This window comes from Paraburkholderia sediminicola (assembly GCF_046026855.1).
GTDB lineage: Bacteria > Pseudomonadota > Gammaproteobacteria > Burkholderiales > Burkholderiaceae > Paraburkholderia > Paraburkholderia sediminicola_A.
The window spans coordinates 69,959-84,583 of record NZ_JAQQET010000024.1 but is presented as its reverse complement, the minus strand read 5'-3'; the positions used below and the strand labels follow the sequence as shown (position 1 = coordinate 84,583).

Sequence of the window (14,625 nt, the reverse complement as noted above, 5' to 3'; positions counted from 1 at the left end):
CGGGTCGCGCTCTGCGTTTTTGCCTTTTTTGCACTGCTACCACTACGGCCTGGTTGAAGCTGCGACGACTCAATAAGTGGCGCGGCCGCCAGACAGGTCGAATACCGAGCCGGTGCTGAACGCGCAGTCTTCGGAAGAGAGCCAGAGAATCAGCGACGCCGCTTCTTCCGGCAAGAGGAACCGGTTCATTGGAATCTTCGAGAGCATGTAGTCGATATGCTCCTGCGACATCGAATCGAAGATCTCCGTTTTGGCCGCTGCGGGCGTGACCGCATTGACGAGGATGTTCTTCGTCGCAAGCTCTTTGCCGAGGGACTTGGTCAGGCCGATGAGCCCGGCTTTGGACGCGCTGTAGTGCGAGGCATTCGGATTGCCCTCCTTGCCGGCCACGGATGCGATATTGACGATCCGGCCGTAGCCCTGCTTGAGCATTTGTGGCACGACCGCGCGGCAGGTGAGATACGGGCCGATCAGATTCACGTCGATCACGCGGCGCCAGACCTCGGGGTCCAGCTCCCACGTCGGGCCGTTGCCGCCGGTGATGCCGGCGCAGTTGATCAGCACGTCGATCGCGCCGTGGGCGGCGACAGTTTGCGCCACCGCCTGAACCACTGAGGCTTCCTGGGTGAGTTCGACCGTGACGGCCGTTACCTTGCCCAGTTCGCTGAGCTCGCGCTCGCTGCGCGCCAGGCGCTCGGCGTCGATGTCCCATAGGGCAACCGACGCGCCCGAGTTCAGTGCCCGCTGGGCCACCGCGTAACCAATGCCGCGCGCGCCGCCAGTAATGGCGACAACACGCCCCTCCAGATCGATTCGATTCATCGCTTTGCTCCTGTGGCAGGCCCATGCGGCTTGCCGTTCAGTTGTTGTAGTTTCTGCTGTCCGTGCTGTCTCTGCATTCGTTCAGCAAATATACGAGCGGTGCGATGCGCTAACAATCCGTGTATTGGAGAGGGTGATAACAAAAGTGGATCGGTGGGCGTGGCGCGTGATGGGCCTGTCCGTTAATCAGTACACGCCGGACACGCTATCGACTCCGTCGCCACGACCTGCTCACGCCGCCCAAAACTGGCAAGCGCGGCGAGCCCCAGCAGCGCCAAACCGCTGCCGAAAAGAAAGTCGGCGGAAATGCCGACATGGTCGACCACCACACCGCCAATCAGCGACCCCAGCGCAATCGCCACCTGAATGATGCTGACGAACAGCGCCGAGCCCGCTTCCGGCGAATCCGGCGTAGCGCGTTGAATCCAGACGCTGAAACACAGCGGCAGCGCCCCGAACGAAATACCCCACGCGAGTACGAGCGCGGCGACGCCGATCGGCGATTGTTGCAACAGCGGCATGGCGAACAGCGCGAACATGAGCAGAGAAACCATCACGCCCACGGACGTTTTCAGGTTACGTGTCACCGTCGACGAAACGGCGAAGTTCGAGAAGAACCCAATCATGCCGAAGCCGAGCAGCAGCAAGGTAATCGTCGACATCGTCAAATTCGCGTTACGGAGCAGGAACGGCGTGATGTACGTGTACGAAGAGAAATGCGCGCCGAATACAAGCCCGACCATCAACATGCTCCTCCGTGGATGCGGGCGGCGCAGCAGCGCCACCAGATCGCGCATCCGCAATGCGGCTGTCGACGGCAAGGACGGCACGAAAACGAACTGAGCCACGAGCGCGATAGCAACGAGTACAGCCGTTGCCATAAACGACGCACGCCATGACGCAAAGCTGGCGATAAATGTGCCGAGCGGCACACCGATCACCGTCGCGCAGGTCACGCCGGTCAGGATCGTCGCCATGGCTTTGGCCGAATCCTTCGGCTTGACGAGGCGCCCCGATGCGGCCGTCGCCAGGGTCCAGAATCCGCCCAAGGCCGCACCGAGCAGCGCGCGTCCGAGCAGCATGGACAGAAAATCGGGCGCAAACGCTGAAATCAGATTCGACGCCAGCAGCAAGGCCGTGAGCAACAGAAATACGCGCCGGCGATCCATCCGTCCGGCCACCAGCATCAAACCGGGCGCGGAGATGGCGGCAATCACACCCGGCACAGTGACCATCAGGCCTGCGGTGCCAGGCAGCACGCCCAGATCCGCCGCTATGCGCGGCAGCAATCCGACGGGTAAAAACTCCGTGGTCACGAATGCAAACGCACCGATTGCAACGGCTACAACAGCGAGCCACGAACGCAGGGACGACGAGGCGCCATCGTCCGGCGAAGCAATGCTCGCCGGCAGATTATCTTCCATCAACATAGTATTGTTTGCGAGTAACTAAACAACGAGTGGGATTGGAGCAGTCATACCGGACTAATCAATTCACGAACCGCCAATCACAATTAAAAAAGCAGGCGCTATCTGCCTGCTTATGATTGCGGCCGGAAAACGAACCGGTGAAGACCTGAACGGAACACACCTTAACATCGTATTAAATCGCTCGCTGACCACTCCGTAAAAACGCAGTCGGGCGTGTGGGTATTTCGACAAGATTTCCGTGTGCGGATTGGTTAGAGGCGGTGCATGCTGCTCCCCCACCGCCTCCTGAATCGCCGGTCTATTACTGACTTACTGACCAAAATAGATTCTGCATTGCGCTCCGGAAGAGCACGGCCGTTCCTGTCGGCCTCCCGCTTCCGTCGCGCCTGCGGCCGCCCCGCCATAGGAGACGTTCTGCACCGGTTGGGCAGCCGGCATCATGGCACGCCCAGTTTCACCAAACGACATGTCGGTTGCGTCCTGCGCCGATTCATTGGCGTTCTGCTGCATTAGCGCCCGGCCCGACCCAGCGTCGTCCTGCTGACTGTCCAGTGCGCCAGCTGTATTCGGCACCAGAAAGAAAGCGGCGCTTACCAATGCCATCAATAAACGTAGTTTCATGTCCAGACTCCTCGAATCCGGCGCAGCAGCACTCATTCCCTTCAAAAAGAATTGATTCGCGAAAAACGTCATGTCGCCAAATCGAACTGACGGACGGGCGAATGCCTATGCGGGACTGCTGCGGCGAGTCACCGAACTAAACGAGTAAATAGTTGCCAAACCTGAAAACCGATGTCCGGCGTGCACGCGCGGCTTACCGGAACCGGTCGCCACCAGGCTGGAAACGCAGAGTGTTGCTCCACAGTTCCGTTATAGGTCGGCCATCCAGGATTTCAATCCCGGCGGCGCAGGCTGTGCCAGCGGCGTCGGTTGCAGGCCGATCCGGGACGTGCGACAACAAAATCAGCCGGGCTGGCGCGTGCTTTACTCGAACAGTGCGCTATGATGCTGGAATAACGCACAAAATCAGCCCCGCGCGAGGCACCGGCGAGAGACGGAGCGTGGGCATGAGACCGGCCATCCGCAATCGGTGCACATCATCAGTGTTCTTTCCATCGCAGCCGTAGGGCTTACCCAGCCGTACCTGCCGCGTGGCCGAGCGTTGAATATTCGCTGATTGGCGCGGCCAGCCGTTTAGGCGGCCTGGCCGGGCAAATGCAGTAACGCAATTTATGAGGCATCGTTTTTGACGCTGCTACCAGGATTTCCTTCGATCAATAACTTTACCGCGGGCGGACCCCATTTACGTGGGCTCAATGCTTTCGCGGTTTTCCCTCGCAATCTGTAATTGACAGAACACCGGACGCTTTAGAAGGACGAATATCTTATGGACGAAAGGAAGCGAGATAGCATGATTGCGTATCTCCGCCACCGCATGGAAGAGTTTGGTATCAAACCAGAAGACCTCGCCGCGGTGCTGGCGGCCGAACCGAAGAGGCAAACCGGCGAGCGCTACCGCAGCGCAACGGGAGATAGCTGGGACGGCCAGGGTGACATGCCCCAATGGCTTAAACAGGCAATTAGCGCAGGTCAATCAATCGACCACTTCGAATTGTCGGCCACCCCGGCACCTGCCCCGCAGCCGAGAAAACAGGTGGATTGGCTGAACGACCCGTTTGCGGGAAGTCCGCTCGCGCGCCCGAACAATCGCTAAGCCGGCAGGGTGTTAAACCGCTGGCGCACAGGCATAACCCCGCACTTTTCTGGTGGCAACAACAAGGTCTGACACGTTCGTCGACGCGGACGTGCTCGTGCCACTTATGCTGGCGAAGAGAAGTTGTGCGCCAACCGTTTGCATCCAGACGACTCGGCCCACCGTATATCCGGTCAGAGCAGCGTAATAACGCGTTGCATCCTGAGGGGACCGGTCATGAACAGAAAGTTGGTTTTTGCCGCTGCGGCGTTGTCGATTGCCTCCGCCAGCGTATTCGCGGCGGGTGAAACCGTCATGGTAGGCGGACAGGCGATGTACCCCAGCAAGGACATCGTCGACAACGCAGTCAATTCCGCGGATCACACCACGCTCGTCGCCGCGGTCAAAGCGGCGGGTCTCGTCGACACGCTCAAGAGTTCGGGCCCGTTCACCGTTTTCGCGCCGACCAACGAAGCGTTTGCGGCACTGCCAGCCGGCACGGTCGACACGCTTGTCAAACCTGAAAACAAAGCGATGCTCACCAGCATTCTCACCTATCACGTGCTCCCCGGCCGTTACGACTTTAACAAGCTGGACACGGCGATCAGGGCCGGCGGCGGCAAAGCGTCAATCAAGACCGTCAACGGCGAGATGCTCACCTTCACGGAAAACGGACCGCGCAATATTGTCGTCGCCGACGCAGCGGGCCACACCGCCGACATTTCCACCTACGACGTCTATCAAAGCAACGGCGTCATCATGGTGGTCGACAAAGTGCTGATGCCGAAGTAACGGGCCGCAACCCAAATGTCTGATGAGTTCGCAAGGAGAAATATCATGCGCAATTCCACGCTTAAAATCATGCTCGCGACCGCCGCTCTTTCAATGGCTTGCGGCGGGGTCTTCGCACAAGGTGGCGGCAACGGCCAGGGCGGCACCGGTGGGGGTAACGCGCACGGCGCCCCCACGGCAGGGATGACGTATCACGGCGACCCGGCGACGAGCCCACTAGCCATGTGGCCCGGGAACCCGTCGAAAATGACGGATCCGAACGACGCCGACATGCACTCGATGTCGTCCAACGACCCGATGACACCCCCGAAAACCGCACAGTGAAAACGCACCCCTGCGTTTCGCGTCTGACATTGCTCAGCCGGATGAAACGTCGGGGATGCTCACAACGCGTCGCTCACGCAAACCGGCGCCTCGACGCCCGCGGCAGCCTTCCACGCCGCCGCATACTGCGGCAAGTCGATGAATGTGCTGACCTGCCGGACGATCTGCCAGAACACCTTCTCAAACGAACGGACTCGCTCAGGCTCGAGCATTCCATCGGCGAGCGGATCAGCAAAGATCCAGCTACACGACGGGGGCGCTCCGGGAAAGAGCGGCGCATTTGCGACGAAGTCCGGCAGCGCAAAGCCGAATCTTTCAGTATGCTGTCAAACGCGCGCACCGGCCTCTTCAAAACCGCAAGCCGTTCAGGAACTGAAACCAGAGTCCGCCCAATACGCCGGCCGGATGGGCGTCGCTCGCATTTTCTTCACGCTTGCCTGCATTACCGCGGTTGCCTGGCACGCCCGGATTGGCGGCATCGTCGTTGGCGGTAGCTGCCTGCGCCTGGGCTGAAGCTTCAGAGACATCCGCCGCTTTCGCGGCCACCTCGGCCGCAACCTCCGCCTTCTCGGCCTCGCGCCGCGACGCCTGCAATGCGGAGACACTATCGGCAATCTGCGCGGCCCGCCGCGCGTCGCATCGACGTCCTAGCAGCACACCGAACAGCACATCGCGATTGTGGCCATCGCCGGCGAAACGCATGGCGAGCGACACCATCTCGGCATAGGCCGCTTCGTCCGCGGCACGCGCCGCCGTCTCGCGTTCGGCTTGCGTTTTTTGCTGGTGTGCACGCTGCGCCTCCCAGCCGCGCATCTGCTCGGTATAGACCGCGTCATACACCTTGCGCTGCGCGACGTCGGAGAGGATCGCGTACGCGTCCTTGATTTCCTGGAAGGTCGCGCGCGCAACGTCTTCGGCGCCGTTGTTGCGATCTGGATGCCACTTCATCGCGGCCTTGCGGTAGGCCCGCTTGATTTCTTCTTCCGTGGCGTGCACGTGCACACCGAGCGTGTCATATAGGGTTGCCATCGCTTGCTCGACCTCGCCGGGAATCGCTTCGCGGACCATCGTAGCATGCGAAAAACGGCTTTATCGTGAAGCGGCAAGCGCTTACACCACTGAAAGAGCAGACAAAAAAAGGCCCCGCCACTGACGTAGCGAGGCCGAGTCCCATGTCAAGGAGATGTCATGGAGGAGACGAGTCGATCATAGCCGTGCGTCCGCGCGCTCCCAACCAATGGATCGCCATATGCTTATCCGGCGTGGCCTCAACTGCATTGCACAGGGCGGCGTATCGGCTTCGAAATGTCCGCCAGACAACCCACAATGCCGCGGATAACCGCGCGCGGTTATATCGTTAGAACAAAAAGTCGCTTCGCCCGGCTCGCAGCGGTCATTAAGATGACACTTCAAAGTCCGGTTCGCCCCGGTTCATCTCTCGCGCAGCCCCGCGCCAGCGTTCCGTGAGCCGCTACCGAAGGAGCATTTCGTTGACCAGTTTCGATCATCATCGCCGGCCGCTTGTCATCGGCATCGGCGGCACGACACGCGCGGCGTCGTCGACCGAGCGCGCGCTCGGCTTTGCGCTGCGTGGCGCGGAAGCCGCTGGCGCGAATACCCGCCTGTTTGGCGGAACTTTCCTGCATAGCCTGCCCCACTACGCGCCGGAAAACCCTCAACGCACCACCGAACAGCTCGAACTGATCGAAGCCGTGCGCCATGCGGACGCGCTCATCATCGCGACGCCCGGCTATCACGGCGGCGTCTCGGGCCTCGTCAAGAACGCGCTCGACACGCTCGAGGAACTGCGCGCCGATGAGCGGCCGTATCTGGATGGCCGCGCAGTCGGCTGCATCGTCACGGCTTACGGCTGGCAGGCTGCCGGTTCGGTGCTGACCTCGCTACGTTCGATCGTCCACGCGTTGCGCGGCTGGCCCACGCCGTTCGGCGCCGGGATCAACACGCTGGAAACGCGCTTCGACACCGTCGACACCTGTTCTGACACCAAGGTTGTCGATCAGCTCGCCACGGTCGGCCAGCAGGCCGCGCAATTCGCTTTGGCGTTCAACGCGCATCGCACGCCGACGGCCGCGCCGCTCGGCAATGCAGTCAAGGAAACTCAACCTGCCCGGTTGCTGCACGCGGTTTAAACGCGAACTGTCTGGCACCGTGGATCGCGGCTCGCGGTCCACGCACCCTCCCTACCGGCCGGTTTCATCGACGCGGCCCCTCTCCTCCCGCTCCAAACCGTGCGCCATACAACAGACCATCCGCCGACAAGGCCGGATAGTGTCTTCGTGCTCATCGCACTATGGTCCGATCCGGCCGCCTGAAGACCGTTCCCGAACCTCGCTGATTTGCTTACGACGAAAGATTGGTTCACCCGCTGCGCGGCGCGGCCTACGCTTGATCCTGCCCGCTCACTCACCGGTTGCCTGACGCACAGGGTTGCGTCCCGCGCGCCGGCTCCTTAGCAATACACGCGGGCACACTCACTGCCACGACCATGAATTCAAATATCCGCTACAAGGGCTACGAAGTCGCACCGGTTGCGCAACAGCTGCCTAACGGCCTGTTCGCCGCCAATCTGACCATCGAGAAAACCTCTGCAAGCCAGGGTCAAGCCTACTCGTTCGACGCACTCGATTACTTCTTCGACGAAGAACACGCACTCGCCTATGCGTTCCGTTGGGGACGCATGTGGATCGACAGCCGCAAGTAACGGCAGAAGGTCCATTCGATAGCGCTTGCAGAATCCATAGCGGCGCTCAAGCCGGTCAAACGCGCAGAACCGGAAGGTCCGTCGCCCTATGATCCGGCGACTGGCAACCCTGCCAACGAAAGTCACGTTGCCTAACGCGCCGCCGGTCTTTAAGCGGCTGTGCCAGAATAGGCGTCACTTCAGCTCAAGGGGACGCCGGCAATGACATGGACCGTTGATGAACAGTTGGCGCTGACCGCAACGGAAGCGGTCGCAGCGATCCAGTCCGGGCGCCTCAAAGCCGCCGACTATATGGCCACGCTGCTGGCACGGGCGGCGGCGCTTTCAACCCTCAATGCGCTCACCACGCTCGACCTCGACGGCGCGCTGGCCGCCGCGCAGCGCATCGATACGTTGCCGCCCGAAGCAAAAGCGCGCTTGCCGCTCGCCGGTCTGCCCATCGTCGTGAAGGACAACATCAATACGGCCGGCTTGCAGACTTCGGCGGGCACGCCCGCTCTGGAAGGCTTCGTGCCGAAGACGAACGCACCTTCGGTACAACGGCTTCTGGACGCAGGTGCGATTGTGCTCGGCAAAGCCAACATGCACGAACTGGCGTTCGGCATCACCAGCACGAACCTCGCTCCCCACGCCGGCCCGGTGCGCAATCCGTATGACCCGTCGCTAATTCCAGGCGGGTCGTCGGGTGGCACCGCCGTCGCGATCGCCGCGCGCATCGTGCCTGCGGGTCTGGGCACCGACACCGGCGGCTCGACCCGCATTCCGGCCGCGTTGACCGGCATCGCGGGGTTTCGTCCCTCAGTCGGCAACGGCGGCGCCGAGCGGCGCTATCACGACCCGAATGCCGTCGTGCCGATCAGCCACACGCGCGATACCGTGGGTCCGATGGCACGCACGGTCGCCGATATCGCGTTGCTCGACGGCGTGATTACCGGAACGGGACCGCTGCCCACGCTCGCGCTGAACGGCTTGCGTATCGGTTTGCCCGCGCCACTCTGGGAAGGCCTCGAAAGGCAGGTGGAAGCAGTCGCGCGCGCCGCCTTGCGGCGGCTCGAAGTTGCGGGCGTTATCTTCGTGCCCGTCGAAATGAGCGAACTGGAAACCTTGAACGGCCAGGTCGGTGGGCCGATCGCGATCCACGAACCGCGCGAAGACGTGCTCGCCTGGCTCGTCGCCAACGATGCGCCGGTGAAGACAGTGGCTGACATGGCGGCCCGCATCGCGAGCCCTGACGTGCGCGCGATCTACGATGGCGTGCTCGCCGACGTGCTCGGCTCGCACTACGACGCAGCACTGAAACAATGGCGGCCGCGCTTGCAGCAGTATGTCGCCGCGACGTTCGCGGATGAGCGTCTCGACGCGCTGCTGTTCCCGACCACGCGCCTCACCGCGGTGCCGATCGACGACCTGAACGGATCGTCGACAGTATCGATCGATGGCGCCGCGTCGATCGATACGATGGACGCGTTCCTGCGCAATACGGATCCGGCCAGTACGTCAGGTATTCCGGGCTTGTCGCTGGCGGCGGGGATGAGCGCGAGCGGCTTGCCGGTCGGCCTCGAACTGGATGGACCGCTCGGCGAGGATCGGCGGTTGCTGGCGATCGGCGTCGCATTCGAGCAATTGCTCGGCGTGCTGCCGGCGCCGGTGCTTTGACGGCATGACGGTGCCGTCAAAGATGCTGTTGAAAACTCCGATAAAAAAGTGCCGATCCGCATGCCGATGACCGCGTCAAAACCAAGCCGCCTTCGGCGAGCGCTTCTGCGAACCGTCGCCGCATTAGCGGTCGCCTTTGCCGCCTCCTCCTGCGCACGCCTTGCGGCAGTCGATCCGAACGCGCTCTGGAAAATCGTCGATCTGCGTTGCGTGCCGTCGCAACAGGCCACCGGCACGCCGGGACAATGCATGGTCGTGGACCTCGACAAACGCTATGTGATCCTCAAGGACATCGTCGGTCGCTCGCAGCATCTGCTGATTCCGACCGACCGTGTCACCGGCATAGAAAGCCCATTCGTGCTGGCGCCGAATGCACAGGACTACTGGGACGACGCATGGGCGTCGCGGCTTTACGTCGAAAAGTCCGTCAAGCGGCCCTTACCCGACAATCAACTCGGCATCGAAATCAATTCGCAATACCGCCGCTCGCAAAACCAGTTGCATATCCATATCGATTGCATGCGCAGCGACGTGAGCGATGCGCTCGCGCGTCACGCGAAGGACACGCCTGACGAGTGGCGTTGGGACACGCTCAACGGACAGCGCTACCGGATCATGCGCGTCACCTCGCTCACGCAGGCGAACAATCCGTTTCGCATCGTCGCGCGTGACAATAGAGGTGTCGCGGCGATGGCTGTGCAAACCATTCTCGTGACCGGTGCGGGGCCGTCGGCGGAGAAGGACGGCTGGCTCGTCGTGAATAGCGGCCTGGATGCCGACAACGGCAGTGGCACAGCGGAAGGCTTGCTCGATCATGCTTGCCGTGTGGCGGACGGTGGTTGAGCGTCCTCCACCTTTGCACGATTTTGCAGATGCATTGCTGAACAAAATGGTTCTAGTCATGTGAATTGGTCCGTAGGATCGGTCTAAACCTGCATTCCGACCGATCCAGCCGATGGCGATTTACCTCGACGACACGCAACGCAAAGCACTCGCCCGGCAGGCGGCAAGCTTGACATGGCGCACCCAATGGCCAACGTGGCTGCTGATCGTCACGATCTATGGCGGATGGTTTGGCGTAGCGACGCATGCGCGCACGCTCGGGTTGCCATTGACCACCGCGCTGCTGGCACTGCTGGGCGCGTGGTACATGTCTCTGCAACACGAATTGCTGCACGGACATCCGACCCGCTCGCCGCTCTTCAACGCACTGCTGGGATTCGCGCCGTTCGCGGTGTGGTTTCCATATGGCATCTACCGTGATTCGCATCTTCAGCATCACGACGATCCGCATCTGACGCTTCCCCAGCGCGATCCTGAAAGCTACTTCGTCAGTCAGCATGTGTGGCAACGTGCGGGTTTTGCGATTCGCGCTCTGCTGACGTTTCGCAATACGTTCGCCGGACGCCTGTTAGTCGGGCCGGCTTTTGCCGTTGCGGCAACGGGCGCGAATGCGCTCGACAAGGTCAAACGCGGCGATTGGCGCGATGCGCCGATGTGGCTCGCGCATCTGGCCGCGTTAGCCGTGCTGACGGTGTGGCTTCAACGTGTGTGCGGAATGCCTGCTTGGGTCTTTATCGTCGGCGCGGGGTATGGGTCGTTGTCGTTGGGCTCGATCCGTTCGTTTCAGGAACATCGGGCAGCACATGCGCACGAGCATCGTACTGTCATCAACGAAGCAGGATGGTTCTGGCGTCTGCTGTTCCTGAATAACAACTATCATCTGGTTCATCATGACTTGCCGCATGTGCCGTGGTTTGCACTTCGGGAGGTCTATGAAACGTCCCGCGAGCAATACATAGAACGCTCGGGAGGCTTTCTTGTACGGGGTTACAGCGAATGGTTGAGGCTTTACGCATTCGCTCTGGTTGCGCGTCCTGTGCACGGGGATCCGTCCGATTTCATCCAGAGAAATCCACCGGTTTCCACCAGTTTTGCGGGTAAATTGCGGGTAAAACTCACGGTAGGTATCCGTCGAGTAGAACGCCATCAAGTTCACCCATCCACTACTGCTGAACGCCAAACCGCAAGACAAGCCCTTTAGGCTCCGTGACCGCGACTCGATGTATCTGCGGGTTCCGGTCCTGGCTTCGAAGGTGTGGAATTTGATTACCGGCTGGATGGCAAGGATTGCAACTATACCCTTGGGCGATTCCCTGATCTGTCGATAAGCGACGCCCGCCAACGTCGCATCGATGCGGCCAGGTTGGTGGCGTTCGGCATCCACCCCGTGGCCTATGAGAAGCAACTGCAACAGCAGGCGATCGCACACAACAGGAACACCTTTCGGGACTTTGTTTTCCTGCCAGATTTTCAATGCTGACATTGCACAGGAGGCAAAAAGTCAGCGCATCGAAAATGAGTTGAGCACGTCTTCCTTAACTGATCCGGTCAAGATCACCGTCAAATTCGGCAAGACAATAGAACCCGCCATGAAACGTTGCTTCGCGAACGTCTTCCGGTTCTCCGCTCGCAACAATCTGGGCCGCCCGTTGTTCGGCATTGTCTTCCGGGGCATAGCCGAGCCATCGCACATTTGCGTTGTCCCAATGATTGCGCACATTGCCGGACACACCGTATACGACTACGAAGTGATAGTCAGAATGGTCAATGCAACGCCTTGTCAACTGCACCATGTCGCGGTGGCTAATCCATGTACTCAGGTGCCTTGGTACGACTGGAATATCGTCCGGGCGAAACGATCCGATCCTCATACATGCGACCGACATACCGTGCTTGTCCGCGTACATTCGCCCCAAAGCCTCACCGAATACTTTCGACACGCCGTAGCGACTGTCGGGACGCACAGCAACCGTGTCATCGATCATCCTGTCTCGTCGATGAAAACCCACCGCATGATTCGAACTCGCAAAGACGACCCGCTTAACACCCGACTGTCTTGCTGCCTCGAACACGTTGTAGCACCCTTCAATGTTCAAATCCCGTATTCTTGCCCAACTATCTTCATCCGGAATACCGGCAAGATGCACAACGACCTCAATATCCTTCATGATCGGTAACAGGTCCGGGAGCCGCGTGATATCCGCAACCACAACTTCTTCGCCCGGCCCTGCCGGCGCTTGACTTGCGATATCGGCCAGTCGCAGTTGATACTGTCCGCGCAGCCCCGCACGCAGCACTTTACCGATATGGCCCGCCGCGCCAATGATCAAAACTCGTTTCATGTACTCTCCGTTCGGTTCCTGCAGGCTGCCTTGCTCGCCTGTTTCAACGACATAAGTTCGCCACCTGTGGCTATAACGTTCGCTGCTGAATTGACTGGTTTGTTGTCCCGCATCCGCGTAAATTCTACGCCACACATGCTCGATGAAGACGTAGTTGCGTCGAGCACCGTTGCCTTCGATTGACACGCGGATGTCCTTGGCTGAACGCAGTCTCTACGCGAAAAATCATGACAGTTTCGCTTAAGGAATCGGTGTTTTCCTAAAGCGTGATGGGCGACGTTTCGTCTAGTAACGCTACCGATTCCGCAACACCAATCCGTTCGCGCGTTCTCGTTAGCGATATCACGGCGCCGCACAGAAGGAGAGTCCCCGCCCCCACAAACGCGTAGTTATATGAGCCGGTGATAGCAATCACATAACCCGTGATGATCGGGGCAAGAACGCCGAACATGTTGGAGCCAACAATTGCAAGACTATAGGCTTTTCCGGCGTCATCGTTATGGACAAGCAGATCGTTGATCAGGGCGAGGTTAAGGGAGTTCGCGGCAGCAATGCCTGTTAGCGTGACTGAAAGCACCGCAACCAGCGTCCAGACGCTGTCGATAAACGGAATCGCCAGAATTGTAGCGGCGCACAACAGCATCCCCGCAACCATCCTGCGGCGCTTTCCTGATCCCACGTCGCCGCCCCTCAAAAGGCGATCACTCAGCTTACCGATCAGGCTGCCGAATATAACCGCGCACCCGTACGGTACCGCCGTAAAGACTGCCGCGTGTTTTATATCCAGACCCTTTGCTGCAATCAGATAACTCGGCAGCCAGGTCAAAAACAGATATTGCGTGTAGGTGTTGCATCCGTGTGTCAAGGTGATGCCCCACATGCTCCCCGAACGCAGAAGGCCCTTCAACCCGACGCCATTGCGTCGACCTGAGAGAGTCATGGGAACCACGCCGGAAGCGGACACATTACCGTTTCTGCGGAACCAGAGCAGCCAGAGCGTCACCCAGACAAAGCCGATGGCACCTGCGATACAGAACGCCAGGCGCCATCCGACACTCGTCACCAGCCAGGCAATCAGAACCGCGCCCACCGCCGGCCCGGCATAGGCACCAGAATTCATGACTGAGGTTGCAAAGCCATACTTCGAGACCGGGACATGCTCACGTATGAACTTGTTACCGCTGGGATAGGAGCTTGCTTCACCAGCACCCATCACGAGACGCGTAGCCAGCAGGGAGCCTATACCGCTGGCAAGCCCGGTAAAAATCGTCGCAGTTGACCATACCAGCATCCCGGTAGCGCATACTTTTCTGGCGCCAAAGCGGTCCACGAGGACGCCGCACAGAAGCGCGCAAGGAATGTAACTCCACAAGAATGAGGAGAACACGTACCCCAACTGGATGGGGTTCAGATGGAATTCGCTCGCAATCGGCTTTGCCGCAACGGACAATGCGACCCGGTCAAGGTAGTTGATCATCACCATTGAGAACAGCATCAGATAAATCAGCGCTGCGCTCTTCTCTTTCTGGACTTGCATAGTCGTCTCCATTTCGGCAAACGGCACGGTGTCAAGCGACCCGTACTTTGTTGTTGTGTCGATTTATCAAATCGGACGTGTTCAAGCTCCGTCCGCGCAGTATCGCTGGACTGGCGATCGTCGAGAAAGCACTCCGGGGTTGCTTCAAACGTTAATATTTTTTGTGTCTGTCATGGATCACCGCATAGGAATCCAAAGTACTGCCATGTGACTGGTGTGGCAGAGCAACCTGACGCGCGTCGGCGCACTGGCGTGCGCGACCCACAATCCGGATTCCAGATACGTGGATCTGCGTCGGCGCGAATACCTGCCGCTCCGTTGCGGAAGGAGAATACGCTGGATTTACCGTGGGGTAGTCCTCCAGCGTTGCGACAGTTAGGGCGCCTCCCACGGTAGCTCGCCTGATTTCATGGTCCAGACGCGATACTCCGCTGCGTCTGCAAAGGGAACGAAGCGAAGCCGGC

The 14,625-nt window shown here is 60.0% G+C and carries 16 protein-coding genes; 9 read left to right on the top strand and 7 right to left on the bottom strand.

Going from position 1 to position 14,625, the window contains the following annotated elements:
• Positions 1 to 69: 69 nt before the first annotated feature.
• The 3 genes from PQR40_RS25045 to PQR40_RS25035 form a co-directional block, all read right to left on the bottom strand.
• Positions 70 to 822, bottom strand: a complete 753-nt coding sequence (locus PQR40_RS25045; protein ID WP_408226791.1) for an SDR family NAD(P)-dependent oxidoreductase — start codon at positions 820 to 822, stop codon at positions 70 to 72.
• A 182-nt stretch (positions 823 to 1,004) separates the two neighbouring features.
• On the bottom strand, positions 1,005 to 2,252 hold the full coding sequence (locus PQR40_RS25040; RefSeq protein ID WP_408226719.1) for an MFS transporter: 1,248 nt from the start codon (positions 2,250 to 2,252) through the stop codon (positions 1,005 to 1,007).
• Positions 2,253 to 2,561: 309 nt separating this feature from the next.
• Complete coding sequence (locus PQR40_RS25035; protein ID WP_408389959.1) at positions 2,562 to 2,873, bottom strand: hypothetical protein; 312 nt, start codon at positions 2,871 to 2,873, stop codon at positions 2,562 to 2,564.
• A 766-nt stretch (positions 2,874 to 3,639) separates the two neighbouring features.
• Between PQR40_RS25035 and PQR40_RS25030 the strand changes: the two genes are divergently transcribed.
• The 3 genes from PQR40_RS25030 (at position 3,640) to PQR40_RS25020 (ending at position 5,061) form a co-directional block, all read left to right on the top strand.
• The gene (locus PQR40_RS25030; protein WP_408226716.1) at positions 3,640 to 3,966 is read left to right on the top strand and encodes an H-NS histone family protein; all 327 of its coding nucleotides are present in this window, start codon (positions 3,640 to 3,642) and stop codon (positions 3,964 to 3,966) included.
• 216 nt (positions 3,967 to 4,182) lie between these two features.
• Positions 4,183 to 4,737, top strand: a complete 555-nt coding sequence (locus PQR40_RS25025) for a fasciclin domain-containing protein (protein WP_408226713.1) — start codon at positions 4,183 to 4,185, stop codon at positions 4,735 to 4,737.
• A 45-nt stretch (positions 4,738 to 4,782) separates the two neighbouring features.
• Positions 4,783 to 5,061, top strand: a complete 279-nt coding sequence (locus PQR40_RS25020) for a hypothetical protein (RefSeq protein ID WP_408510040.1) — start codon at positions 4,783 to 4,785, stop codon at positions 5,059 to 5,061.
• A 59-nt stretch (positions 5,062 to 5,120) separates the two neighbouring features.
• Here the strand turns inward: PQR40_RS25020 and PQR40_RS25015 are convergent, their stop codons facing one another.
• Together PQR40_RS25015 and PQR40_RS25010 are read right to left on the bottom strand one after the other, a co-directional pair.
• The gene (locus PQR40_RS25015) at positions 5,121 to 5,273 is read right to left on the bottom strand and encodes a hypothetical protein (protein WP_408510039.1); all 153 of its coding nucleotides are present in this window, start codon (positions 5,271 to 5,273) and stop codon (positions 5,121 to 5,123) included.
• A gap of 136 nt (positions 5,274 to 5,409) precedes the next feature.
• The gene (locus tag PQR40_RS25010) at positions 5,410 to 6,090 is read right to left on the bottom strand and encodes a J domain-containing protein (RefSeq protein WP_408510038.1); all 681 of its coding nucleotides are present in this window, start codon (positions 6,088 to 6,090) and stop codon (positions 5,410 to 5,412) included.
• A gap of 461 nt (positions 6,091 to 6,551) precedes the next feature.
• Between PQR40_RS25010 and PQR40_RS25005 the strand changes: the two genes are divergently transcribed.
• The 6 genes from PQR40_RS25005 (at position 6,552) to PQR40_RS24980 (ending at position 11,762) form a co-directional block, all read left to right on the top strand.
• Positions 6,552 to 7,211: an NADPH-dependent FMN reductase gene (locus PQR40_RS25005; RefSeq protein WP_408226704.1), complete on the top strand. Its 660-nt coding sequence runs from the start codon at positions 6,552 to 6,554 to the stop codon at positions 7,209 to 7,211.
• A 356-nt stretch (positions 7,212 to 7,567) separates the two neighbouring features.
• Complete coding sequence (locus tag PQR40_RS25000) at positions 7,568 to 7,783, top strand: DUF6566 family protein (RefSeq protein WP_408226701.1); 216 nt, start codon at positions 7,568 to 7,570, stop codon at positions 7,781 to 7,783.
• A 201-nt stretch (positions 7,784 to 7,984) separates the two neighbouring features.
• Entirely contained in the window at positions 7,985 to 9,439 is a 1,455-nt protein-coding gene (iaaH, locus tag PQR40_RS24995; protein ID WP_408389879.1) for an indoleacetamide hydrolase, read from the top strand.
• A gap of 66 nt (positions 9,440 to 9,505) precedes the next feature.
• Positions 9,506 to 10,282, top strand: coding sequence for a CDP-diacylglycerol diphosphatase (locus PQR40_RS24990; protein ID WP_408510037.1), 777 nt, complete (start codon positions 9,506 to 9,508; stop codon positions 10,280 to 10,282).
• Between the two features lie 112 nt (positions 10,283 to 10,394).
• Positions 10,395 to 11,483, top strand: coding sequence for a fatty acid desaturase (locus PQR40_RS24985; RefSeq protein WP_408510036.1), 1,089 nt, complete (start codon positions 10,395 to 10,397; stop codon positions 11,481 to 11,483).
• 54 nt (positions 11,484 to 11,537) lie between these two features.
• Positions 11,538 to 11,762 (top strand): Arm DNA-binding domain-containing protein, encoded by a 225-nt coding sequence (locus PQR40_RS24980; protein WP_408389873.1) that lies wholly within the window; start codon positions 11,538 to 11,540, stop codon positions 11,760 to 11,762.
• Positions 11,763 to 11,817: 55 nt separating this feature from the next.
• Here the strand turns inward: PQR40_RS24980 and PQR40_RS24975 are convergent, their stop codons facing one another.
• Positions 11,818 to 12,624: an NAD-dependent epimerase/dehydratase family protein gene (locus PQR40_RS24975; protein ID WP_408510062.1), complete on the bottom strand. Its 807-nt coding sequence runs from the start codon at positions 12,622 to 12,624 to the stop codon at positions 11,818 to 11,820.
• A gap of 259 nt (positions 12,625 to 12,883) precedes the next feature.
• Positions 12,884 to 14,161, bottom strand: coding sequence for an MFS transporter (locus tag PQR40_RS24970; protein WP_408337626.1), 1,278 nt, complete (start codon positions 14,159 to 14,161; stop codon positions 12,884 to 12,886).
• Positions 14,162 to 14,625 lie beyond the last annotated feature (464 nt).

Excerpts from the sequence above, each read along its gene's own strand:
- PQR40_RS25045 (WP_408226791.1), bottom strand. The coding sequence starts at position 822 with ATGAATCGAATCGATCTGGAGGGGCGTGTTGTCGCCATTACTGGCGGC.
- PQR40_RS25040 (WP_408226719.1), bottom strand. The coding sequence starts at position 2,252 with ATGTTGATGGAAGATAATCTGCCGGCGAGCATTGCTTCGCCGGACGAT.
- PQR40_RS25035 (WP_408389959.1), bottom strand. The coding sequence starts at position 2,873 with ATGAAACTACGTTTATTGATGGCATTGGTAAGCGCCGCTTTCTTTCTG.
- PQR40_RS25030 (WP_408226716.1), top strand. The coding sequence starts at position 3,640 with ATGGACGAAAGGAAGCGAGATAGCATGATTGCGTATCTCCGCCACCGC.
- PQR40_RS25025 (WP_408226713.1), top strand. The coding sequence starts at position 4,183 with ATGAACAGAAAGTTGGTTTTTGCCGCTGCGGCGTTGTCGATTGCCTCC.
- PQR40_RS25020 (WP_408510040.1), top strand. The coding sequence starts at position 4,783 with ATGCGCAATTCCACGCTTAAAATCATGCTCGCGACCGCCGCTCTTTCA.
- PQR40_RS25015 (WP_408510039.1), bottom strand. The coding sequence starts at position 5,273 with ATGCTCGAGCCTGAGCGAGTCCGTTCGTTTGAGAAGGTGTTCTGGCAG.
- PQR40_RS25010 (WP_408510038.1), bottom strand. The coding sequence starts at position 6,090 with ATGGCAACCCTATATGACACGCTCGGTGTGCACGTGCACGCCACGGAA.
- PQR40_RS25000 (WP_408226701.1), top strand. The coding sequence starts at position 7,568 with ATGAATTCAAATATCCGCTACAAGGGCTACGAAGTCGCACCGGTTGCG.
- iaaH (WP_408389879.1), top strand. The coding sequence starts at position 7,985 with ATGACATGGACCGTTGATGAACAGTTGGCGCTGACCGCAACGGAAGCG.
- PQR40_RS24990 (WP_408510037.1), top strand. The coding sequence starts at position 9,506 with ATGACCGCGTCAAAACCAAGCCGCCTTCGGCGAGCGCTTCTGCGAACC.
- PQR40_RS24985 (WP_408510036.1), top strand. The coding sequence starts at position 10,395 with ATGGCGATTTACCTCGACGACACGCAACGCAAAGCACTCGCCCGGCAG.
- PQR40_RS24975 (WP_408510062.1), bottom strand. The coding sequence starts at position 12,624 with ATGAAACGAGTTTTGATCATTGGCGCGGCGGGCCATATCGGTAAAGTG.
- PQR40_RS24970 (WP_408337626.1), bottom strand. The coding sequence starts at position 14,161 with ATGCAAGTCCAGAAAGAGAAGAGCGCAGCGCTGATTTATCTGATGCTG.